Source organism: Geoalkalibacter sp., assembly GCF_030604225.1.
Lineage (GTDB): Bacteria > Desulfobacterota > Desulfuromonadia > Desulfuromonadales > Geoalkalibacteraceae > Geoalkalibacter.
The window spans coordinates 1-22,071 of sequence record NZ_JAUVWH010000043.1 but is presented as its reverse complement, the minus strand read 5'-3'; the positions used below and the strand labels follow the sequence as shown (position 1 = coordinate 22,071).

20 protein-coding genes are annotated in these 22,071 nt (G+C 66.6%); 19 read left to right on the top strand and 1 reads right to left on the bottom strand.

The genetic code is table 11. The annotated features are described in order from the left end of the window. Positions 1-760, bottom strand: a 760-nt coding sequence (locus tag QAT43_RS06670) for a DNA repair protein RadA (protein WP_305042271.1), incomplete at its 3' end; no start/stop codon positions are given. 151 nt (positions 761-911) lie between these two features. On the opposite strand from QAT43_RS06670, the gene QAT43_RS06665 reads away from it, so the two are divergent. From QAT43_RS06665 to atpH, 19 genes are all read left to right on the top strand, one after another. After that, on the top strand, positions 912-2,300 hold the full coding sequence (locus QAT43_RS06665) for a sodium:solute symporter family protein (protein ID WP_305042270.1): 1,389 nt from the start codon (positions 912-914) through the stop codon (positions 2,298-2,300). A 52-nt stretch (positions 2,301-2,352) separates the two neighbouring features. Continuing rightward, complete coding sequence (larA, locus tag QAT43_RS06660) at positions 2,353-3,633, top strand: nickel-dependent lactate racemase (protein WP_305042269.1); 1,281 nt, start codon at positions 2,353-2,355, stop codon at positions 3,631-3,633. Positions 3,634-3,692: 59 nt separating this feature from the next. After that, positions 3,693-5,072, top strand: a complete 1,380-nt coding sequence (locus QAT43_RS06655) for an FAD-binding oxidoreductase (protein WP_442900217.1) — start codon at positions 3,693-3,695, stop codon at positions 5,070-5,072. A 128-nt stretch (positions 5,073-5,200) separates the two neighbouring features. Beyond that, the gene (locus QAT43_RS06650; RefSeq protein WP_305042267.1) at positions 5,201-6,460 is read left to right on the top strand and encodes a (Fe-S)-binding protein; all 1,260 of its coding nucleotides are present in this window, start codon (positions 5,201-5,203) and stop codon (positions 6,458-6,460) included. Between the two features lie 98 nt (positions 6,461-6,558). Beyond that, entirely contained in the window at positions 6,559-6,858 is a 300-nt protein-coding gene (locus QAT43_RS06645; protein WP_305042266.1) for a hypothetical protein, read from the top strand. Positions 6,859-6,932: 74 nt separating this feature from the next. Then, positions 6,933-7,451 carry a BCAM0308 family protein gene (locus QAT43_RS06640; protein WP_305042265.1) on the top strand — a complete coding sequence of 173 codons (519 nt, stop codon included), beginning with the start codon at positions 6,933-6,935 and terminating at the stop codon, positions 7,449-7,451. An 83-nt stretch (positions 7,452-7,534) separates the two neighbouring features. Continuing rightward, positions 7,535-7,948 carry an archease gene (locus QAT43_RS06635; RefSeq protein WP_305042264.1) on the top strand — a complete coding sequence of 138 codons (414 nt, stop codon included), beginning with the start codon at positions 7,535-7,537 and terminating at the stop codon, positions 7,946-7,948. 18 nt (positions 7,949-7,966) lie between these two features. After that, the gene (locus QAT43_RS06630) at positions 7,967-9,412 is read left to right on the top strand and encodes an RtcB family protein (protein WP_305042263.1); all 1,446 of its coding nucleotides are present in this window, start codon (positions 7,967-7,969) and stop codon (positions 9,410-9,412) included. A gap of 37 nt (positions 9,413-9,449) precedes the next feature. Then, on the top strand, positions 9,450-10,355 hold the full coding sequence (locus QAT43_RS06625; RefSeq protein ID WP_305042262.1) for a complex I NDUFA9 subunit family protein: 906 nt from the start codon (positions 9,450-9,452) through the stop codon (positions 10,353-10,355). A 35-nt stretch (positions 10,356-10,390) separates the two neighbouring features. Continuing rightward, on the top strand, positions 10,391-12,940 hold the full coding sequence (locus QAT43_RS06620) for a helicase C-terminal domain-containing protein (RefSeq protein WP_305042261.1): 2,550 nt from the start codon (positions 10,391-10,393) through the stop codon (positions 12,938-12,940). Next, complete coding sequence (locus QAT43_RS06615) at positions 12,937-13,401, top strand: NfeD family protein (protein WP_305042260.1); 465 nt, start codon at positions 12,937-12,939, stop codon at positions 13,399-13,401. Before QAT43_RS06620 ends, QAT43_RS06615 begins: the two co-directional genes overlap by 4 nt. Further along, positions 13,398-15,752: an SLC13 family permease gene (locus QAT43_RS06610; RefSeq protein ID WP_305042259.1), complete on the top strand. Its 2,355-nt coding sequence runs from the start codon at positions 13,398-13,400 to the stop codon at positions 15,750-15,752. Before QAT43_RS06615 ends, QAT43_RS06610 begins: the two co-directional genes overlap by 4 nt. Before the next feature lie 116 nt (positions 15,753-15,868). Beyond that, entirely contained in the window at positions 15,869-16,228 is a 360-nt protein-coding gene (locus QAT43_RS06605; RefSeq protein WP_305042258.1) for a PilZ domain-containing protein, read from the top strand. Between the two features lie 97 nt (positions 16,229-16,325). Then, on the top strand, positions 16,326-17,027 hold the full coding sequence (locus QAT43_RS06600; protein WP_305042257.1) for a CAAX prenyl protease-related protein: 702 nt from the start codon (positions 16,326-16,328) through the stop codon (positions 17,025-17,027). Between the two features lie 232 nt (positions 17,028-17,259). After that, the gene (locus QAT43_RS06595; RefSeq protein ID WP_442900216.1) at positions 17,260-19,410 is read left to right on the top strand and encodes a carboxy terminal-processing peptidase; all 2,151 of its coding nucleotides are present in this window, start codon (positions 17,260-17,262) and stop codon (positions 19,408-19,410) included. A 140-nt stretch (positions 19,411-19,550) separates the two neighbouring features. Beyond that, on the top strand, positions 19,551-20,297 hold the full coding sequence (locus QAT43_RS06590; RefSeq protein ID WP_305042255.1) for a PilZ domain-containing protein: 747 nt from the start codon (positions 19,551-19,553) through the stop codon (positions 20,295-20,297). Positions 20,298-20,423: 126 nt separating this feature from the next. Continuing rightward, entirely contained in the window at positions 20,424-20,849 is a 426-nt protein-coding gene (locus tag QAT43_RS06585) for an ATP synthase F0 subunit B (protein WP_305042254.1), read from the top strand. 4 nt (positions 20,850-20,853) lie between these two features. Beyond that, positions 20,854-21,456 (top strand): ATP synthase F0 subunit B, encoded by a 603-nt coding sequence (locus QAT43_RS06580; RefSeq protein WP_305042253.1) that lies wholly within the window; start codon positions 20,854-20,856, stop codon positions 21,454-21,456. After that, complete coding sequence (gene atpH, locus QAT43_RS06575; RefSeq protein WP_305042252.1) at positions 21,453-21,995, top strand: ATP synthase F1 subunit delta; 543 nt, start codon at positions 21,453-21,455, stop codon at positions 21,993-21,995. The genes QAT43_RS06580 and atpH overlap by 4 nt, the downstream gene beginning before the upstream one ends. Positions 21,996-22,071 lie beyond the last annotated feature (76 nt).

Sequence of the window (22,071 nt, the reverse complement as noted above, 5' to 3'; positions counted from 1 at the left end):
GGTTCTTGACCGCGCGCAGGATGCGGTAGGGGTGGCCGGGCTCGCCCTCGAAGTAGAGCACCGTGTCGACCATGTGTTCGAGCATGCGCGGCCCGGCGATGGCGCCGTCCTTGGTGACATGGCCGACTAGGAAGGTGGGAATGCCGTCGCCCTTGGCGACGTGCATGAGCCGCGCGGCGCACTCGCGCACCTGGCTGACGCTGCCCGGCGCCGAGTCGAGGGCCGCGGTGAAGATGGTCTGAATGGAATCGATGACGAGAAAGGCGGGCTTAAGAGCGCGCACCTGCTCCAGCACCGCCTCCAGGTTCGTTTCGGCGAGCAGGTAGAGCCCTTCGCCGCTCACCCCGAGACGCTCGGCGCGCATGCGCACCTGGCGCGCCGATTCCTCGGCGGTCACATAGAGGGCCGTCCCCTGTTCGGAGAGACGGCTGATGGCCTGCAGGAGCAAGGTTGATTTGCCGATCCCCGGATCGCCGCCGATGAGGATCAGGGAGCCCGCCACCACGCCGCCGCCGAGCACCTGGTCGAGTTCGCCGATGCCGCAGCGCAGGCGGTCCTCCTGACCCAGGGCCACCTCGGCCAGGCGCAGGGGCACGCCGGGCGTCCCCGCGGCGACGCGGGCATTTCCGCGCGCCGGCGCGAGCTTTTCTTCCACCAGGCTGTTCCAGGCGCCGCAATCGGTGCAGCGCCCCAGCCACTTGGGGCTCTGGCAACCGCACTGCTGGCAGGTGAAAACAGTTTTGATCTTAGCAGGTTTCACGGCATCTCCCGTCGGGGCATTCTAAGTGGTGGGGCCTGGCCTGTCAACGCAGGGATGGACCTTGATCCGAGGGGCATGGTTGACCCGCCCCGGCCTGCCGCCGTATAACTGCCCAACGCTCTTGCGCCTTCCCCGCGCCAAGGATGTCTCCATGCACCGCGAGCCCTGGTTTCTCTTCGCCTTTCTCGCCACTTTGTGCCTGATGTTGGGGCTGGCCGTCGCCGGCGCGGGTTCCGTGCGCGGCCATACGGATTTTACCCTGGCCGGGCGGCGCGCCGGTCACTGGAAGGTGTCGGGCGCCATCATGGGCACCCTGGTGGGCGGGGCGTCCACGGTGGGCACGGTGCAGTTGGCGTTTCTCTTCGGCCTCTCGGCCTGGTGGTTCACCCTGGGCGCGGGGCTGGCCTGCCTGTTTCTTGGTCTGTTTCTCGCACGCCCCCTGCGCCGCCGCGGCGTGGAAACCATCCCCGAGTTCATCGCCCGCGACCACGGCGAGCGCGTGCGCAAGGCGGCCGGGCTGTTTTCGGCCCTGGGCATGTTCATCCACGTGGTGGCGCAATTGCTCGCCGCCGCGGCCATTTTGTCCTCCCTGTTCGGCTTCTCCCTCAAGGAGGGGGCGCTGCTCGCCGCCCTGTTGGTTGCGCTGGTGACCTGGCGCGGCGGCATGCCCGGCGCCGGCACCCTGGGGCTGGCCAAACTGTTTTTCCTCTATCTCACCATGATCGGCGCCGGTCTGCTCGCCTACCGCCTGAGCGGCGGCTGGAGCGGACTGCGGGAGAGTTTCGCACCCTTTCCCTGGTTCAGCCTGTTCGGCCATGGAACGGCGGCCGGGCTCTCCGACCTGGTCGCCATGCTGGTAGGCGTGGTCTCCACCCAGACGTATCTGCAGGCGGTGTTTTCCGCGCGCGATGAACAAGCCGCGCGCAAGGGTGCCCTGATCAGCGCGGCGCTGATTCCCCCCTTGGGCCTGTTCGGCATCAGCGTCGGGCTTTACATGCGCCAAAGCGCGCCCACCATGGACAGCGCCCGCGCCCTGCCGGAATTTTTGCTGCACCACATGCATCCTGGCTTTGCCGGGCTGGCCTTCGCCGCCCTGCTGATCGCCGCCGTCGCCACGGCCGCCGGCCTGACTCTCGGCGTGGGCACCACGCTGCGCGGCGATCTGTTGGCCGCACGCCGCTTCGGCGCCCAGGAGTTGCTCGTCATGAAAGCCCTCACCTTGGGCGTGGTGCTGCTCGCCCTGGGCCTGGTGCTGCTCAACCTGGGCTCGGCGATCATGGACTGGAGCTTTCTCTCCATGGGCCTGCGCGGCGCCACCCTGTGCCTGCCGCTGCTGGCGGCGGTGTTTCTCGGCGCACGCACCTCGCCAAGCGGCGGCGCCCTGGCGGTCCTGGTCGGCCCGACGACGGTGATTCTCGTCGGCCTCGGCGACATGCTGCCCGGTCCGCCCCTGTTCTGGGGCCTGGGCGCGGCCCTGGCGGCCTTCGCCCTGGTTTGGCGGCGGGAGCGGCGTCTTAGAAAAAACGATAGTTTGTCTTGATGTTCCCAGGGACTTTTCCCTAGAATGGGAAAGTTGACCCCCGAGGTGACCTATGTCCGCCGTCGAACTCAAATACGGTTCGCAGTCCCTGCGCCTCGCACTGCCCGGCGCCCGGGTGCTGCGGCCGCGGGCCGCGTCCCCCGCCGCGCCGCCGGCGGATCTGGTGCGCGCGGCCCTGGCGCGGCCCATCGGCGGCCCGCCCCTGGCGCAGAGCGTCAAGCCCGGCGAGCAGGTGGTCATCGTCACCTCGGACATCACCCGCTACACGGGCAGCGAGCACTATCTGCCGGTGCTGGTCGACCATCTCAACGCCTGCGGCATCCGCGACGCGGATCTGACGGTGGTCGTCGCCTTGGGCATCCATCGTCCCCAGAGCGAGGCCGAGCACCGCAAAATCCTCGGGCCGCTCCACGGCCGCATCCGGGTGGTGGATCACGACTGCGACAACCCGGCGGACCTGGTGACCCTCGGCGAGACGCGAAGCGGCATCCCGGTGAGCCTCAATCGCCGTGTGGCCGAGGCCGAGCGGCTGATCGTCACCGGCACCCTGGGCTTTCACTATTTCGCCGGCTTCGGCGGTGGCCGCAAGGGCCTGGTGCCGGGCGTGGCGAGCCGCGCCACCTGCATGGCCACCCACTTCGGCGTGTTCAATCCGCCCGAGATCGGCGGCAAGCATCCGCGCGCGACCACCGGGGTGCTTGACGGCAATCCGGTGCACGAGGCGATTCTTGAGGCGGCAAGCATGGCGCGGCCGGATTTTCTCCTCAACACCCTGCTTTCGCCGACCAAGGAGATTCTCGAGGTGTTCTGCGGCGATCTGGAACAGGCCCACCTGGCCGGCTGCGCGCGCTGCCGCGAACTCTACGAGGTGGCCCTGGAGGAGCCGGCGGATCTGGCGGTGGTCTCCTGCGGCGGCAGCCCCAAGGACATCAACTTCATCCAGGCGCACAAGGCCCTGGACTACGGCGTCAAGGCCCTGCGCCCGGGCGGCACCCTGATCCTGCTCGCGGCCTGCCCGGACGGCTTCGGCAACAAGACCTTCTTCGACTGGTTCCGCTACCAGGATCTCGGGGAATTCGAGACCGCCCTGCGCCAAAATTACGAAATCAACGGCCAGACCGCCCACGCCACCCTGAGCAAGGCGCGAAAGTTCCGGGTGATTCTGGTCAGCGAACTGAGCACCGAGCAAACCGCCGCCATGGGCATGGAAAAAGCCGCCGATCTCGACGCGGCCCTGGCCCTGGCCCACCAAAACCTGCCGCCCGCGCAGCGCACCGTGATCATCCCCGACGGCGGCTCGGTGCTGCCTCGGATTCAACCTCGACCGGATTGAACGGCGCAGCCTCGCGCCTTTTGCCAATGACCAAGGACCAAGGACAAAGGACAGCCCTCATCATGGACCAGCGCATCATCCGCATCCTCCAGGAGATCGTCGGCAAGGATCAGGTCACCACCGAGCGCGCCGACCTCATCTGCTATTCCTACGACGCCACTCAGCAGCAGTACCTGCCCGAGGTGGTGGTGTTTCCCGCCGACGCCAAGGAAATCAGCCTGATCCTCAAGATGGCCAACGCCGAGAAGATCCCCGTGTTCCCGCGCGGCGCGGGCAGCGGCTTCACCGGCGGCAGCCTGCCGACGCGCGGCGGCATCGTGCTGGTCACGGCGCGCATGGACAAGATTTTGCGCATCGACAGCGAAAATCTCGTCGCCGAGGTCGAGCCGGGGGTGGTCACCGAGAAGTTCCAGCAGGCGGTGGAAAAGGTCGGTTTGTTCTATCCCCCCGATCCGGCTTCGCTGAAATTCTCGACCCTGGGCGGCAACGTCGCCGAGTGCGCCGGGGGGCCGCGCTGCGTCAAGTACGGCGTGACCAAGGATTACATCCTCGGCCTGGAAGTGGTCACCCCCCAGGGCGACATCATCCGCACCGGCGGCGAGACCATGAAGGGGGTGGTGGGTTATGATCTGACCAAGCTCATGTGCGGCTCGGAAGGGACGCTGGGCATCATCACCAAGATCATCATCAAGCTGCTGCCCCTGCCCGAGGCGCGCAAGACCATGCTGGTGCTGTTTGATTCCATCGACGGCGCGGCGCGCGCGGTCTCGGCCATCATCGGCGGCAAGATCATCCCAGCCACCCTCGAATTCATGGACGCCACCACCATCGACTGCGTGCGCAAGGCGACCGGGATGCAACTACCCGAAAGCGCCCAGGCGGTGCTGATCATCGAGGTCGACGGCGAGCGCGAGATGCTCGAGCGCCAGGCGCAAAAAATCCTGCAGATCGTCGAGCCCCTGGGCGTGGTCGAGACCCGCGTCGCCAACACCCCGGCCGAGAGCGAGGACATCTGGAAGGTGCGCCGCCTGGTGAGTCCCAGCCTGCGCAAGGTCAATCCCGACAAGTTCAACGAGGACATCTGCGTGCCACGCTCCCGGGTGCCCGAGATGATCCGCGCGGTGGAAGCCATCGCCAAGCAGCACGCCATCCCCATCGTCAATTTCGGCCACGCCGGCGACGGCAATATCCATGTCAACGTGATGATCGACAAGAAGGTGCCGGGCGAGCAGGAAAAAGCCGACCAAGCCATCGAGGAGATCTTCGCCGCCGCCCTCAAGCTCGGCGGCACCATGAGCGGCGAGCACGGCGTGGGCATCACCAAGGCGCCCTACATCCCCATGGAACTCGATCCGGCGGCGGTGGCCTACATGAAGACCATCAAGCAGGCGCTTGACCCCAACAACATTCTCAATCCCGGGAAAGTTCTTCTGGATTAGAATTTTCACCGCTGAGAGCGCAAAGAGCGCCGAGACAAACCCCAAGGAGGTTTTTTTGTTGTTCTCTCTTGGTTTCTCGGCGCGCTCAGCGCTCTCTAGCGAGCAAGCGAGCGGGCGGTTAATAAAACATGGCCAAACACAAAAAACTCGAGGACTATCGCGACCAGATCGAGCAATGCGTCAAGTGCGGCGCCTGCCAGGCGCACTGCCCGGTGTTCGGCGAGCACAAGCGCGAATCCATCGTCGCGCGCGGCAAGGTGGCCCTGGCCCATGCCCTGCTCAACGACGAGGTCAAACTCGACGAGCGCCTGGTCGAGGACATGAGCAAGTGCCTGCTGTGCGCGAGTTGCTTCGACAAATGCCCCAACCTGGTGCCGACGGACGAGATCGTCGCCGCGGCGCGCCGCGAGATTACGGAAAAGCAGGGCCTGAGCAGTTTCGGCAAGGTGCTGACCACGGTGCTCAAGCATCCCCGGCTGATGAACGGCCTGGCGAAAAGCGGCAAGGCCTTCTCGTCCCTGCTGTTCAAGAAGGTGCCCGAGCAAAGCGGCCTGCGCCTGCGCTTTCCCGCTCCCTTCGTGAGCCGCGAGCGCAGCATTCCCGAAATCGCCGCCCAGCCCTTTCGCGAAAGCCATCCCGAGGTCATCCCCGGCGCCGAGGGCAAGCCGACGGTGAGCTTTTTCACGGGCTGCATGATCAACTACATGTACCCCGAGATCGGCGAGGCGCTACTCAAGATCCTCAAGTTCATGGGTGTGACGGTCATCATTCCCCAGGACCAGGGCTGCTGCGGCCTGCCGGCGATTTCCGCGGGCGACGGCGCCACCGTGGAGGAACTCTCCCGCCGCAACCTCGCGGCCCTGTCCCGCCATCGCGTCGATGCCGTCCTCACCGCCTGCGCCACCTGCAACGAGGGCATCGGCCGCCACTTCCGTCACCTGGAGGGCGACTACGCGACCCTGGCGGAGAAAGTCGTGGACATGAACGTCTTTCTCGTGCGCCAGGGCCTCGACAGGCTGCTCGCCGAGCTGCCGCGCAAGGAAGTGTTCCAGCGCGTCACCTACCACGATCCCTGTCACCTGCGTACCCAGGGCATCACCAAGGAGCCGCGCGCCCTGCTCAAGGCCCTGCCCGGCGTGCGTTTCATCGAGATGGAGGGCGCGGATCGCTGCTGCGGTCTGGGCGGCACCTTCTCGGTCTATCACTACGACACCAGCAAGCTCATCGGCGCGCGCAAGGCGCCGGGCATCGAACAGAGCGGCGCGGATCTGGTCGCCACCGCCTGCCCCGGCTGCATGATGCAGTTGCAGGACACCATCAACCACGCCGGCCTCAAGCCGCGCGTGATTCATCTGCTCGAACTCATCGCCCGCGATCTGCCCGCGTAGGGGCGCGCATTGGTGCGCCCTGGGCGGACGCAGTCCGCCCCCACGACCGGGAGCGGGGTTTTTTCGGCGTCCTTTTGCATTGACCAGGAGGCTTTGCCATGGATTCGCGTGAAGATTTGGCCCGTCACGTTGCCGAGGCGGTGCGCCGTCAATTCGCCATCCCCCTGAGCGAGGCGCCGTGCGGCGAGCTCAACAGCGCCCTCACCCGGGAAATCAGCCGCCTGGTGGTTGCGGCCCCCGATCCCTACGGCCAGATCATCCGCGACTGGCCGGGCCTCGCCCATCAGCTCGATCTGGCCTGGTGGGAAAGCGAACCCACTCCCCACCAGATCGTCCTCGGCCTGGCCGGCGCCATCCTCGAATTTGAAACCCGCCTGATCCTCGATCTGCCGCGCTGAGCCCCGCCACGCCCCGATTTCCAGTGGTATACTGGAAATCAGGGAGGGCAAGACTGCCAGAAAGGGGGGTACCTATGCAAAAGGACGTGAGAAAATTCGGTATCAGCGACAAGCGGGGCCGGGCCAAAACCAACGAGGATCCTTACGTTCCCGAGGCCGGGCTCAAGGAACCGGCCATCTGCGACAACTGCAACGCCCTGTACCGCAACCGGCGCTGGCAGATGGACGCCGAGGGCGCGGCGGCCGAAAGCGGCAACCCGGACGTGCAGCGGGTCACCTGCCCGGCCTGCCAGAAGATCGCCGAGCGCTACGCCGAGGGCGTGGTCACCCTGCGCGGCGGCTATCTGTGGGACCACGAGGAGGAAATCCGCAACATCCTGCGCAACGAGGAAAACCGGGCCATGGCCAAGAATCCCCTGCAGCGCATCATGCGCATGGAGCGCGAGGGCGATGAGCTGATCATCGAAACCACCGAGGAGAAGCTCGCCGAGCATCTCGGCCGCGCCCTGCACAGCGCCCATCAGGGGGAACTCTCCGTGACCTGGAGCAAGGAGCACAGCCTGTGCCGGGTCAACTGGGAACGGCTGCAATAAGGGCGCGACTCCTCAGCGTTCATGCGGAACCGGAATCCACCATAGATTTCCGGTTCTTTTCTTTTTTTGGAGGCTGACCGGCCGTGGGACATTATCGCCTGCTCGCGCATACCGCCGACATGGGCCTGGAGGCCTGGGGTGAGAGCCGCGCCGAACTCTTCGTCCAGGCGGCCCTGGCCCTGCGCGAGGTGATCATCGGGCAGGCGACGGTGCGCGAAACACGCCACCTCGCATTCACCCTGAGCGGCGGCGACGATGCCGAACTGCTGGTCAACTGGCTGGCGGAACTGCTTTTTCACTTCGAGTGTCGGCACTTCGTGCCCGCGGGGTTTATACTTGAATTCAGCGATACGCAGCTGCACGCCCGGGTGCGCGGCGAGGATTTCGACCCCGAGCGCCACCCGGTGGAACGCGAGGTCAAGGCCGTCACCCACCATCAGGTGCTGGTGGAAAAAACACCTGAGGGCTGGCACGGGCGGCTGTATCTGGATCTCTAGCAAGCGAGCGACCACCTGATGTCCGTCAAGATCGAACAGATTGATGCCTGCCGCTGGCGCATTCCCCGCGAGGGGGACATGCGCACCGAGGGCCTGGTCTTCGCCGATCGCGCCATGATCGAGGTGCTGCGCAAGGAGCAGGCCCTGGAGCAGGTGCGCAACGTGGCGACCCTGCCCGGCATCGTCGGCCCGTCCATCGCCATGCCCGACATCCACTGGGGCTACGGCTTTCCCATCGGTGGGGTGGCGGCCTTCGATCCCGACCAGGGCGGCGTGGTGTCGCCGGGCGGCGTGGGCTACGACATCAACTGCGGCGTGCGCCTGCTGCGCAGCGAGTTGGAGGCGAGCGACGTGCGGCCGCGCCTCAAGGAGCTGGCCGACGCCCTGTTCCACAACGTGCCCTCGGGGGTCGGCTCGCACCGCCGCGACCTCAAGCTCTCGGTGCAGGAGGAGCGCAAGGTGCTTAGGGACGGCGCGCGCTGGGCGGTGCGCAACGGCTTCGGCCGCGCCGAGGATCTGGAACACATCGAGGAAGGCGGCGCCCTGCCCGACGCCGACCCGGAAGTGGTGTCCGACCGTGCCCTGGAGCGCGGCCGCGACCAGCTCGGCACCCTGGGCAGCGGCAACCATTTTCTTGAGGTTCAGGTCGTCGAGGAAATCGAGGATGCCCAGGCCGCCGCGGTGCTCGGGCTGTTCGCCGGGCAGGTCACCGTCTCCATCCACACCGGCAGCCGCGGCCTGGGCTATCAGGTGTGCGACGATTTCATCCGCGTCATGCTGCGCGCCGCCGCCAAATACGGCATCGCCCTGCCCGATCGCCAGCTGTGCTGCGCGCCCCTGACCAGCCCCGAGGGCCGGCAGTATCTGGCCGCCATGGCCGGGGCCGCCAATTTCGCCTTCGCCAACCGCCAGCTCATCACCCATTGGGTGCGTGAAACCTTCGAGCAGGTCCTCGGCCAGGGGCCGGCGCGGCTGCGCATAGGGCTGATCTACGATGTCTGCCACAACATCGCCAAATGGGAACAGCACGAGGTCGGGGGCCGCAAGCGGCGCCTGTGCGTGCACCGCAAGGGCGCGACGCGCGCCTTTCCGCCGCGCCACCCCGAAACGCCGGCCCTGTATCGCGACATCGGTCAACCGGTCTTGATTCCCGGCGACATGGGGCGTTATTCTTACGTGCTGGTCGGCACCCCCGCCGCCTTCGGCGAAACCTTCGGCTCCACCTGCCACGGCGCCGGCCGCGTGCTCTCGCGTCAGGCCGCCAAGAAACAGGCGCGCGGCCAGAACACCGAGGCGGAGCTGGCGGCGCGCGGCATTCTGGTGCGCGCCGCCAACCGCGCCACCGTGGCCGAGGAAATCCCCGAGGCCTACAAGGATGTGCGCGAGGTGGTCGGCATCGTCGCCCGGGCGGGCATCGGCCGCATCGTCGCGCGGCTGCGGCCGCTTGCGGTGATCAAGGGCTGAGCGACCGGCGCCACCCATCCACTCACGGAGAATCGCTATGCGCGTGTTCATCACCGGCGCCACCGGTTTTGTCGGCAGCGAGGTTCTGCGGCAGGTGCTCGCCGCCGGGCATATCGCCCGCTGCCTGGTGCGGCCCGGTTCGGAAGGGCGCCTGCCCATCCAGAAAAACATCGAGGTGCGCCTGGGCGACGCCACGGACCTGGAAAGCCTCGACGGCTCGCTGGAAAACTGCGACGCGGTGATCCATCTGGTCGGCATCATCCGCGAGTTTCCCTCCCGAGGCATCACCTTCAAGCGCCTGCACACTGAAGCCACCCGCAACCTGCTGGAGGCCGCCGAGTCGCAAGGGGTGCGCCGCTATGTGCAGATGAGCGCCAACGGCACCCGTCCCAACGCCGCCACCGCCTATCACCGGACCAAGTGGGAAGCCGAGCAGGCGGTGCGCGATTCCCATCTGGACTGGACCATTTTCCGGCCCTCGCTGATCTTCGGGCCCGGCGACGAGTTCGTCAACATGCTCGCCGACCTGATCCGCAAGGCGCCGCTGGTGCCGGTCTTCGGCGACGGCCGCTACCGCATGGCGCCGGTGGCGGTCGAGGATGTGGCCGCGAGCTTCGTCGCCGCCCTGGGCTGCGAAACCTGCGTCAAACAGACCTACGCCCTGTGCGGCCCCGAGGATTTCAGTTACGACGAAATTCTCGACCTGGTGGGCGCGGCCATCGGCAAGAGCCGGGTGCGCAAGCTGCATCAACCCCTGTGCCTGATGCAACCGGTCGTGCACCTATTGCAGGGCATTCCCCAGTTCCCCATCACCAGCAACCAGCTGACCATGCTCCTTGAAGGCAATGTGTGCGACGAGGATGCCCGGCGCGGCTGGCGTGAAACCTTCGGCATCGAGCCCCATCCCTTCGCCGCCGGCATCCGCAAGTACCTGGCGCGCTAGGAGCCGGCACGGCGGTGGTTGCCCAAGTCTCTTTGATGGAACCGTTTTTTTCCCAGGACGCCCTCCTGCTCATGCGCCAGGCGATTGCCGAGGCGCGCGGCAACGAGGTGTTTTTCCTCGGCCGCACCGACGGCGCGCGGCGGGTGACGACCGTTGAGGTGCTGGCCCGCGGCAACGAAGCGGCGGTGCCCGCCATTCTTTCCTGCTGCGCCTACGGCGACGTGGTGATTCACAACCATCCCTCCGGGGGCCTCGACCCCTCGGGGGCCGACATCGAGGTGGCCTCACGGCTGGGCGGGCTGGGGGTGGGCTTCTACATCGTCGACAACGACGTGGCTGAGCTGTACCGGGTGGTGGAGGCCTTCGCGCCGCGCGAAAGGCGCCATCTCGACCCGGCGCGCATCGCCGCGCTGCTCGGCACCGACGGCCAGGTGGCGCGCAATCTGCCCGGCTGGGAAGAGCGTCCCGAGCAGCTGCGCATGGCCTTTGCGGTGAGCGAGGCGTTCAACCTGGGCCAGATCGCTCTCGTCGAGGCGGGCACGGGGACCGGCAAAAGCCTCGCCTATCTGGTGCCGGCGCTGCTCTGGGCGCTGGACAACGACGAGCGGGTGGTGGTCTCCACCAACACCATCAACCTGCAGGAACAGCTCATCCGCAAGGACATTCCCTTTCTGCGACGCGCCACGGGCCTGGAGTTCCGCGCCGTGCTGGTCAAGGGGCGCGGCAACTACCTCTGCCTGCGCCGCGCCGAGGGCGCGGGGGCCGAGCCGGGCCTGTTCGAAAGCGGCGAGGAAGGCGAGTTGCAAGCCATTCTCGCCTGGGCGCAAACGACCCGCGACGGCTCCAAGGAAAGTCTGGCCTTCTCCCCCCGCGAGGCGGTGTGGGAGGAGGTGCGCTGCGAACTCGACCAGTGCGGGCGGGTGCGCTGCGCCCACTACGGCCGCTGCTTTTTCCACCGGGCGCGGCGCGAGGCGGCATCGGCCGACCTGCTGGTGGTCAATCACGCCCTGCTGCTCTCCGATCTCGCCCTGCGCCTGCAAACCGACAATTACAGCGCGGCGGCGGTGCTGCCGCCCTTCGAGCACGTCATCCTCGACGAGGCCCATCACCTGGAGGATGTCGCCACCCAGTTCTTCTCCGCCCAGGTCACGCGCTTTTCCTTCGCGCGCCTGCTCGGCCGCCTGCAACACCCGCGCAAGCCGGACAAGGGGTTGCTGCCGCGCTTTCTCAACCAGCTGGCCAAGGACTTGCCGGACAGCGAGGATGCCCTGTACCGCGAGCTTCATGCCCAGGTCGAGGCGCTGCTCGGTGCCCGCCAGGCCCTGCTCGACGAGGCGCTCAGGACCCTTGAGGAGGTGGGGGTGAGCCTCACCGGGGCGGCCGGCCACCGCCTGGAAAGCGGTGAGGAGTTCAAACAGCGCCTGATCCCGAGCTTTACCGGCGGTGATCTCTGGCCGGGCCTCGCCGAGCCGATTCGCGCCCTGGCCCGCGGCAGCGCCGCCCTGGCCGGGCAATTGCGCGCCCTGCTCAAGACCTGCGGCAAGCTGCCCGAGGACACAGCGGACAAGCTGCTCGCGCCGTTGATCGACCTGCGCGGCTGCACCGCGCGCATGGAAGCCCTGGCCGCCGATCTGAATTTTTTCACCGCCGAGGATCCCCGAAGCTGTGCCTGGATCGAGGTGGCGCGCCGCCGCATCGGCTTTGGCGAGGGTGTGGTGACGCGCCTGTGCAGCGCGCCCCTGGAGGTTGCCGAGGCCCTCAACGAAGCTCTCTACGAGCGGTTTCGCACCCTGGTCCTGACCAGCGCCACCCTCGCCGTGGGCGAGTCCTTCGCCTATTTTTGCGGCCGCGCCGGTCTTGACCGGGTGGAAGCGCAACGCCGCCGCGAGCTCAAGCTCGCCTCGCCCTTCGACTACCAGCGCCAAACCCTGCTGGCGGTGGCCACCGACCTGCCCGAACCGGGCCGCGCCGGCTTTGCCGAAGCGCTGCGCGACTGCGTGGAGCGCTGCGTGCTCGCCGCCGACGGCCGCACCTTCGTGCTCTTCACCGCCTACAGCCTGCTGCGCCGCGTGCACGGCGAGCTCGCCCCGGTGCTCGGCGCGCGCGGCTACCACTGCCTGCGCCAGGGCGAGGTCAACCGCCATCAGCTGCTCAAGCAGTTTGCCACCGACCCCACCAGCGTCCTGTTCGCCACGGATTCCTTTTGGGAAGGGGTGGATGTACCCGGACGCGCCCTGGAGCAGGTGATCATCACCCGGTTGCCCTTTCGCGTGCCCACCGAGCCGGTCCTCGAAGCGCGCGCCGAGGCTATCGCCGCGCGCGGCGGCGATCCCTTCATGAGCTATACGGTGCCCCAGGCGGTGATCCGCTTCAAGCAGGGCTTCGGTCGCCTGATCCGCCACCGCGAGGATCGCGGCGTGGTGTTGATCCTCGACAACCGGGTGATCAACAAAGGCTATGGCCGGATGTTTTTGCGCTCCCTGCCCGAGACCCCGGTCCTGGCGGCGCCATCGGCAGCCATCGTCGCGGAGATCCGACGATTTTTCAGCGCCCCGCATCTGGCCGCCGCGCCAGAGGACCCATGAGCGACCAACCACCCTCGGGCTTCGTCTCCCCCCCGGCGCAACGCTGGACGGTACGCATCCTGTTGCGCTACGCCCTGCTGCAACTGCCGGCCCTGGGCTTGCTCGCCGCCGGACTGGTCCTGCTCAACCACTGGTGGGAGGTGCCCAGGTTCCTGCCCTGGCTGGTGTTCGGCGGCTGGCTGCTCAAGGACGTGCTGCTCTTTCCCCTGGTGTGGCGCGCCTATGATCCCAATCCCAAACCGCGCACCAACACCCTGGTCGGTCGCGAGGGTATCGTGGTGCGTGAATTCGCGCCCCTCGGCCTCATCGAAATCCAGGGCGAGTTCTGGCGGGCGCGGGCGGCCGCCGACCCCGCGCCGCCTCCCGGTCGGCGCGTGCGGGTGCTCGCCATGGAGGGTCTGACCCTGGTGGTCGCAACGGCGGAAGAGCCGCCTCATCCATCCGCGGGGGAGCCGTCATGACCCTGACCATGCTGCTGGTCTTTTTGATCCTGTTTCTGACCCTGGTGCTCCTGGTGAGCGGTCGGGTGCCCCTGGAAGTGGTGGCTTTTCTGGTCATGGGCAGCCTGCCGGTGCTGGGCCTGATCAGCCCCGCCGAGGCGGTGGCGGGGTTCAGCAGCCCAGCGGTCATCACCCTCTGGGCGATCTTCATTCTCAGCGCCGGCCTGACGCGCGTCGGGGTCGGCGACCTGCTCGGCCGCCAGGTGCTGCGCCTGGCCGGAACGCGGGAAGCCTCCCTAGTGGCGCTCATCATGAGCGTGGCCGCGCTGCTCTCGGCCATCATGAACAATGTGGCGGTCACCGCCCTGATGCTGCCGGTGGTCATGGACATCGCCCGCCAGACCGCCCTGCCCCCCTCGCGCCTGCTCATGCCCCTGGCCTACGGATCCCTGCTCGGCGGGCTGACCACCCAGATCGGCACCCCGCCCAACATCCTGGTTAGCGCCGCCATGGACCAGCACGGCCTAGGCGCTTTCGGCATGTTCGACTTCACCCCGGTGGGCGGCGCCATTCTTCTAGTCGGCATCGCCTTCATGGTGCTGGGCGGCCGCCACCTGCTGCCGCGCCGCGATCCGGCCGGCGCATCCGCCTCGCAGGACATCAGCCTGCGTGATCGCTACGACCTGCGCCAACGCATGTTTCTCATGCGCTTGCCGCCCTATTCCGAACTGGCCGGAAAAACCCTCGAACAATGCCGCTTCGGTCCGGTGCTGGGGCTCTCGGTGCTGGAGATCCTGCGCGACGGCCGCACCCTGCTCGCGCCTGGACCCCAGACCCCGGTGCACGGCGGCGACCGTCTGCTGGTGCAGGGCCGCCTGGAGCGCATGGAAGAGTTGCGCGGCTGGCGGGAATTGGCCCTGGAACAGGAAGGCTGCGGCCCCGATCAGCTCATCGGCGAGAACATTCAGGTGGCCCGCGCGGAGGTCGCCGCCGACAGCGAGCTGCTGGGCAAGGGCCTGCGCGAGACGCGATTTTTCCATCGCTTCGGCGCCAATCTGCTCGGCGTTCGGCGCGATGCCCAACACCTGACCCAATCCCTGGAGGATTACCGCTTTAGCGCGGGCGACAGCCTGCTCCTGCAAGGGCCGACGAAAACCCTCGCGGAATTGGACAAGGAGCCGGCCTTTGACGCCTGCGCCCCCCTCGGCCGCGATGACCTGATGCGCCTCGATGGCCTGCAAGGCAATCTGCTCACCCTGCGCCTCGGCCCGACCTGCTCCCTGGCGGGCCGCAGCCTCAACGACAGCGCTCTCGGCGACGCCCTGGGCCTGCGTGTGTTGGCCATTTTGCGCGAAACCCATCAAGTGCTGCTGCCCAAGGCGGAGGACATCCTGCACGCCGAGGACCGCCTGGCCGTCACCGGCCAGAAAGCCGATCTGCGGCTTTTGCAGGCCCTCGAAGGCCTGGAGGTGCAGCGCGAGCTCGGGCCGGGCGAGGCCGCGCTGGAATCGGCGGACATCGGCCTGATGGAGGTCGTTCTTTCGCCCCATTCGCGGCTGGCCGGCAAGACCCTGCGCGACTTGCATTTCCGGGAGAAATTCGGCCTCAGCGTCATTGCCCTGTGGCGCGAGGGACGCGCCCATCGTACGGGCCTGCGCGATGTGCCTCTGCGCTTCGGCGACGCCCTGCTCATTTACGGGCCGCGCGCCCGCTTCAGCCTGCTGGCCCGCGATCCCGACTTCCTGGTTCTCACCCAGGGCCTCCAGGAAGCCCCGCGTCGCGACAAGCTCGTGCCGGCCCTGCTCATCCTGACGGCGGTCCTGGTGCCGGTGCTCCTCGGCCTGCAGCCCATCTATCTGGCGGCGGTGCTCGGAGCGGCCGCCATGATCCTGTGCGGCTGCCTGACCATGAGCGAGGCCCATCGCGCCATCGAATGGAAGGCGGTCTTTTTGATCGCCGGCCTGCTGCCCCTGGGCACCGCCCTGGAACAGAGCGGCGCGGCACACCTGCTCGCCGAATCCCTCGTCGCGCTCACCATCCCCCTGGGGCCCTACGCGGTGCTCGGCGGCCTGGTGCTGCTCACCGCCCTGGGCACCTGTTTTCTGCCGCCGCCGGCGCTGATCGTACTGCTGATGCCGGTGGTGTTCGGCACCGCCGCGCAGACCGGCCTCTCCCCCCATGCCCTGGCCATGGGGGTGGCCATGGCCTCGGCCAGCCTCATGTCGCCCTTTTCCCACCCGGCCAATATCCTGGTCATGGGTCCGGGCGGCTACGGCTTTCGCGACTATCTCAAGGTCGGCCTGCCCCTGACCCTGGTGGTGCTGGCGACCCTTCTCCTGGTGCTGCCCCGCATCTGGCCCCTGCAGGGCTAAAATCAACCTCAACCGCGCGCGGAAAATAAATTCACCTATTGACGAATAAAGCATATCTCATTACAGTCAACCAAAGGTTTTGCCCTTGCCCGCCCGCCCAGCCAAGGAGACCAGCCATGCGACCTCATCATGCGGATCAGCGCTCCCAGAAGCGGCGCAACACCATTTACTACCTGGAGGTCTACGATCTGGACTCGGGGCAGCTCCTCGGGCGGTTGGCGGATATCACCGTGCAGGGCATGCTGCTGCTCAGCGAATCCCCCATCGTCCCGGAACACACCTACAAATGCCGCATGGTCCTGCCGGCGGAAATCCTCGGGCGCGGCAACATCCTCTTCGACGCCACCTGCATGTGGAGCCGGAAAGCCCTCAACGAGGATTTCTTCGAGGCGGGCTTTCGCTCCCTCATCGCCGACCCGGGCGACATCGACGCCATCGAGATGCTCATCCAGCGCTTCGCCTTCAACGATCTCTAGGGCCGGCGAAATCGCCCGCGCCCAAAGCGACAAGGGGCGCGGTTCCTGGTAAGCTTGTCCGGCAGCTATTCATTAGATCCGTTGCCGGGATTTCCTCATGACCCCTGACGCACCCGTCGGCGCACGCCGCGCCCTCTTCGACCACATCGCCCCCTTTGTCGCCTGGCTGCTGCTCATGGAGGTGCTGCCGCGCACCGCCTGGGCCTACGCCCTGCGCGCCGCCCTGTGCCTGGGACTGCTGCTTTGGTGCCGCCCCTGGCGCCATTATCCGCGCCCCAATGCGCGTCACCTGCCCCTGGCCCTAGCCGTCGGCGCGGCGGTGTGCCTGGTGTGGATCCTGCCCGAGTTGCCCATCTGGCAAAACTGGCCGGCCTTCGAGGCGTTCTACCGCCAATACGGCATTCTGCCTCCCTGGTCGGCCGCCGCGCCCCTCGGCGAGAGCCCCTACGCGCCGGCGGCGGCGGGCTGGCTGCTGGCCCTGGCGCGTCTGCTGGGGTCGGCCCTGGTGATCGCCGTCATCGAGGAGTTCTTCTGGCGCGGGTTTCTCTACCGCTGGCTGGTCGAGCGGGAGTTTCTCAGCGTCGACCCGGCGCGCTACCTGCCCTGGGCCTTCTGGCTCACGGTGCTGCTCTTCGGCCTGGAGCACGACCGCTGGCTGGTGGGCATGGCGGCGGGCGCCGCCTACGGCTGGCTCTACCTGCGCACCCGTGATCTCTGGGCACCCATTTGCGCCCATGTGGTCACCAATCTGCTCCTGGGTCTCTATGTCCTTTCCGCCGGAGCCTGGGATTTCTGGTAAATTTCCCAGGGGAGCGCGACGCCGCGACCGAGGAGCCCGACGCACCCTCTCCGTGGGGAATTTTTTTCGATTTTTCCTTAACTTTTGCCCTTGCACCCCTTGCTCTTGAGGGCCGCGATGTGATTAAATCCTAGACTTGAGAACGGCCGGCGGCAACCGGCCGAAAAAACCCGATCGATCCGGCCTGGTGCCGCGGCACGGGCCTTCGATCCCTTCCCCCTCCCCGAGAGCTATGTGTAGATTGAAAAAACTGCTGGCCGCCCTCCTGGTTCTTCTCCTGCTGTCTCCCGGCCTTGCCGCCGCCCTGACCAACCCGAGCGACGACTTCGACCTCAACCGTTCGCGCCTGCTGAGTTTCGTGCTGCGCCAGCAGCTGGTGTCGCACCATTACAGCCACAAGGCCCTTGACGACGAGCTGTCCCTGGCCGCCTTCGATCTCTACCTCAAGCAGCTTGACTTCCAGAAACGCTTCCTACTCAAGGAGGATGTGATCCGCCTGCGCGCCTTCGAGCGCCAAATCGACGACGAGATCAGCACCAGCCGCATCGAGCTGCCCCTGATCGCCGCCGAGCTCATGGACAAGCGGGTGCGCCAGGTCCAGCAGATGGTGCCGGAGATCCTCGCCGCGGGCTTTGACTTCACCCTCGACGAAACCATTGAAACCGATCCCGACAAGCTGCAGTTCAGCAAGGATGCCAAGGAGCTGCGGGAGCGCTGGCGCAAGATTCTCAAGCTCCAGGTGATCAATCGCCTCCTGGCCCTGGAGGAAGACGAGCAGTCCAAGCCCGAGGGCGAGGACCGCCGCGACGCCGATGCCCTGATCCAGGCCGCCGTCGAGCGGGTCGCCGCCAACCAGGAACACCTCTTCGCGCGCATGCTCGAGGAAACGCGCCAGGAGCACATCGACCGCTATTTCAACGCCGTGGCGCGGGCCTTCGACCCCCACTCCAACTACCTGCCGCCGACCTCCAAGGAGGACTTCGACATCAGCATGCGCGGCTCCCTCGAAGGCATCGGCGCGACCCTGCGCGAGGATGAGGGCTTCATCAAGGTGGTGCGCATCATTCCCGGCAGCGCCGCCTACCGCCAGGGCCAATTGGAGGCCGAGGACACCATCCTCGCCGTGGCCGAGGGCGCCGGCGAGCCGGTGGACGTCGTCGACCGGCGCCTGCGCGACGCGGTGAGCCTGATCCGCGGCAAGAAGGGCACCGAGGTGCGCCTCACCGTGCGCAAGCCCGACGGGCGGCGTCTGATCATCCCCATCATCCGCGACGTGGTGCAGATCGAGGAAACCTTCGTGCGCTCGGCGCTGCTGCCGTCGACCGAGGAGGGTGTGCGCATCGGCTACATCAAGATCCCCACCTTCTATCGCGACTTCGAGGGCGGGCGCCAGGGCAGCGGCCGCAACTCCACGGACGACATGCGCCAGGAACTCCAGCGCCTGAACGCCGAGGGCATCACCGGGCTGATTCTCGATCTGCGCAACAACGGCGGCGGCGCCCTGACCGACGCCGTGTCCATCGCCGGACTTTTCATCGAGGAAGGACCCATCGTGCAGATCCGCGCCGGCGACGGCCGGGTGGAAACCCTCGCCGACCAGAGCCGCGACCTCGTCTATGGAGGCCCGCTGGTGGTGCTGGTCAACAAGTTCAGCGCCTCGGCCTCGGAAATCCTCGCCGGCGCCCTGCAGGACTACGGCCGCGCCCTGGTCATCGGCAGCGACTACACCCACGGCAAGGGCACGGTGCAGGCCGTCATCGACCTCGACCGCAGCCTACCCTTCCCCAACATGGACAAGTACCGCCCCCTGGGCGCCATGAAGGTCACCATCCAGAAATTCTATCGGGTGAGCGGCGAATCGACCCAGTATCGCGGCGTGGTGCCGGACATCATCCTGCCCGACCGGATGCAACACATCCAGAGCGGCGAGCAGTACCTCGACTATTCCCTGCCCTGGGATCGCGTCGAGGGCACCAGCTTCACGCCCTGGCCCAGCCCCCCGCCGGTGGCGGAACTGCGCCGCCGCAGCCAGGAACGCCTCGTCGAGAACGAGGAATTCACCAGTATCCAGGCCGAATCCGCACGCGCCAAGGAGCGCATGGAGCGCACCGCCCTGCCCTTGAGTCTTGAGGAAGCGCGCCGCGAGCGCGCGGACCTGCTGCAAACCCGCGCCGAGGGCACGGCTCACGATTTCGCCATGGGCGCGGAGGAGCCGGAGGAAAAAGGCCTGAGCGAGGAACAGCGCCTGGAAAACTGGATGCGCAAGGCCGCCCAGGATCCCTACGTCGGTGAAGCCCAGGCGATCCTGCGGGATCTGCTGCAGGTCACCGACCCGGCAACGACCGCCGGCAGCCCGCCCCCCGCGAATCCCTTGCCCAACTAAGGACCCCCGGCGGAAAGGCTTGGTCTCGGGCCGGGCCTTTCCGCCGCCAAGAGAGCCCTTGCCTTCGTTGAGCCCCTGGTGTATGTATGTGGGCCGCCACACCGCGGGTCCGTCCCGCTTTCGTCCCCGTCGAGGGCTCCATGAATCGCGTTAAAATCCTCCTCGCCGCCCCTGAACCCCACGCCCTGCACGCCGCCCTGGTGGCCGTGGACGCGGCCGAACCCCTGATCGCGGTCAATGCCGAGCAGGCCCTGGCTTTGGCGCGCCGCGACGGGCCCCAACTGGTGATCGTGGATGACGAACTGCCGCCCGGGGGCGGCGCTCCTTTCTGCCTGAGCCTGCGCGCCGACGCCCAGCTCTCGGAGGTTCCGATCCTGCTGCTCGCCACCGGATCCCATCATCGCGAAGCCGACCTGTGCCGGCAGCGCCAGTGCCAGAAAATCCTCTTCAAACCCGTCTCCCCGGCCGAGTTGATCCATACCCTGCGCGCTTATCTTGCAATTCTGCCCCTGGTGCCGCGCCCCGCGCGCCTCAGCCGCCGCGTCGAGGTGCGCTTTGGTCGCGCCGGGCACCTGACCCGCCGGGGCGAATCCGTGGATCTGAGCTTGGGCGGTGTTTTTCTGGAGACCACCGCCCCCTACACCACCGGCACCCTGCTCTCCCTCGCCCTGACCCTTCCCGGCTCGCACCAGCCCCTGACCTGCGGCGCGCGGGTGGCCTGGGTCAATCAGCCCGAATCCTCGCGCAAGCCGCGCTTTCCCCAAGGCCTTGGCCTGCAGTTTGTCCAACTGGCCGCCGCCGACCGGGAGATTCTGCGCAGCTTTCTCCAGCAGGAGCCGGCGGCAACTTTTCCAGAGCCCGGGGAAAAGAACCTTGACAACCAATAGGCCATATGTTAGCTATTCCGTGTTTTGCCCTCCGGCATGGTTTTGCATATCCCTCGTCCTGTATACAGTATGCCCTCGGCGGCATCCGGCTTCCATTCCAAAAAGCTCTCAAAACGAGGTACTTCGGTGATTGATTTTGATTGGACGCTCTTTCTTCAGCTCGCGAATTTCCTTCTCCTCATCTATCTGCTGAACCTTCTGCTGTTCCGCCCCCTGAGCCGGATCATGGAAGAACGCAAGCAGGCCACCCTGGGAGGACATCAGCGGGCCCGCGACCTGGAAGCAGAAATTCAAGCCAAGATGGCCGCCTACCGCGAGAAGCTTCAGGAGGCCAAGAGCAAGGCGGCCGAGGAGCGCGCCGCCCTGCGGACCGCGGCGGCCGAGGAAGAGGCGCGCATTCTCGCCGACGCCCAGCAGAAGGGCGCCGCGCAAATCACCGCCCTGCGCAACCAGGTGGAGCGGGAAGCATCCGCCGCGCGCAAGAACCTGCGCGACGGGGCCGATGCCCTGGCCCATCAGGTCGCGTCCAAAGTCCTCGGTAGGAGTCTGTAATTCCATGTCCAAGCGATTTTTCCGCAACGCAACCACCGTCTTCCTGGCTCTGGGCCTGACCCTGGCCCTTGCTTCCACTCCCTGGGCCGCCGGCGCCGATGCCCATCATGACGCGGGCACCCTGCTCAAGGATTTTCTCTATCGCGTCCTGAACTTCGGCGTGATGGTCGCCATCCTCGGCTTTTTCATCACCCGCCCCATCAAGAAGGGCCTGGCCAGTCGCAGGGAAACCCTGGCCAAGGAGCTTGAGGACGCGCGCCAGGCCCGCGAGGCGGCCGAAGCCAAATTCGCCGAGTACGAGCGCAAGCTCAAGGACGCCGCCGAGGAAATCGACCAGATTCAAGCCGAGATCCGGCGCGAAGGCGAGTTGGAGCGCGAGCGCATCCTGGCCAACGCCCGGGAAATGGCCGCGAAAATGGCTCAGGACACCGAGCGCACCGCCGCCCAGGAAATCGCCAAGGCCCGCCTGGAACTGCGCAAGGAAGCGGCCGCTCTGGCCATCGCCCTGGCCGATGATCTGTTGAAGAAAAATTTCAACGACGACGACCAGAAGCGCTTGGTCGACGAATACATGAATAAAATGCAACAGGTGGGAGAATTACATTGAGCCTCAGCGCGATTTCTAAACGGTACGCCCGCGCCCTGATCGAACTGGGTGCCGAGCAGGACAAGCTGGAGCAGTACGCCGGGGAATTGGATCGGGTCCTGGAAGCCTTTGCGGTTGAAAAGCAACTACAGACGGTGCTGGTCAGCCCTTCGGTCACCGGCGAAAAGCGGTCCGCCATCCTGTCCGATCTGGCCGGAAAACTACAGCTTTCGCCGGGCATCAGAAACTTCCTCGGGCTGTTGCTGGAAAAGCAGCGCCTGCGCTTCCTGCCGCAAATCGTCGAGCATTTCCGCAAATTTGCCGATGAGCTTTCTGGAACCCTGCGGGCCCAGCTGACCTCCGCCGCCGAACTCGACGCCGCGCAAGCCGCCGTCATACGCTCCGGCCTGGAACAGCAGACCGGGCGCAAGGTCATTCTCGACACCCGCGTCGATCCTGCCTTGATCGGTGGCCTGAAAGCCGAAATCGGCGGCAGGATCTTCGACGGTAGCCTCAGCACGCAGCTGAAACGAATTGAAGATAAATTAACCAAGGGGTGATAAAGGCTTATGCAAATCAAAGCGGAAGAAATCAGCGCGATCATCAAGAAGCAGATCGAGAATTTCGGCCGGGAGG

Excerpts from the sequence above, each read along its gene's own strand:
- QAT43_RS06650 (WP_305042267.1), top strand. The coding sequence starts at position 5,201 with ATGGCCAAACACAAAAAACTCGAGGACTATCGCGACCAGATCGAGCAA.
- QAT43_RS06665 (WP_305042270.1), top strand. The coding sequence starts at position 912 with ATGCACCGCGAGCCCTGGTTTCTCTTCGCCTTTCTCGCCACTTTGTGC.
- QAT43_RS06615 (WP_305042260.1), top strand. The coding sequence starts at position 12,937 with ATGAGCGACCAACCACCCTCGGGCTTCGTCTCCCCCCCGGCGCAACGC.
- QAT43_RS06625 (WP_305042262.1), top strand. The coding sequence starts at position 9,450 with ATGCGCGTGTTCATCACCGGCGCCACCGGTTTTGTCGGCAGCGAGGTT.
- QAT43_RS06610 (WP_305042259.1), top strand. The coding sequence starts at position 13,398 with ATGACCCTGACCATGCTGCTGGTCTTTTTGATCCTGTTTCTGACCCTG.
- QAT43_RS06645 (WP_305042266.1), top strand. The coding sequence starts at position 6,559 with ATGGATTCGCGTGAAGATTTGGCCCGTCACGTTGCCGAGGCGGTGCGC.
- QAT43_RS06595 (WP_442900216.1), top strand. The coding sequence starts at position 17,260 with ATGTGTAGATTGAAAAAACTGCTGGCCGCCCTCCTGGTTCTTCTCCTG.
- QAT43_RS06605 (WP_305042258.1), top strand. The coding sequence starts at position 15,869 with ATGCGACCTCATCATGCGGATCAGCGCTCCCAGAAGCGGCGCAACACC.
- larA (WP_305042269.1), top strand. The coding sequence starts at position 2,353 with ATGTCCGCCGTCGAACTCAAATACGGTTCGCAGTCCCTGCGCCTCGCA.
- QAT43_RS06630 (WP_305042263.1), top strand. The coding sequence starts at position 7,967 with ATGTCCGTCAAGATCGAACAGATTGATGCCTGCCGCTGGCGCATTCCC.
- QAT43_RS06640 (WP_305042265.1), top strand. The coding sequence starts at position 6,933 with ATGCAAAAGGACGTGAGAAAATTCGGTATCAGCGACAAGCGGGGCCGG.
- QAT43_RS06580 (WP_305042253.1), top strand. The coding sequence starts at position 20,854 with ATGTCCAAGCGATTTTTCCGCAACGCAACCACCGTCTTCCTGGCTCTG.
- QAT43_RS06600 (WP_305042257.1), top strand. The coding sequence starts at position 16,326 with ATGACCCCTGACGCACCCGTCGGCGCACGCCGCGCCCTCTTCGACCAC.
- QAT43_RS06590 (WP_305042255.1), top strand. The coding sequence starts at position 19,551 with ATGAATCGCGTTAAAATCCTCCTCGCCGCCCCTGAACCCCACGCCCTG.
- QAT43_RS06620 (WP_305042261.1), top strand. The coding sequence starts at position 10,391 with ATGGAACCGTTTTTTTCCCAGGACGCCCTCCTGCTCATGCGCCAGGCG.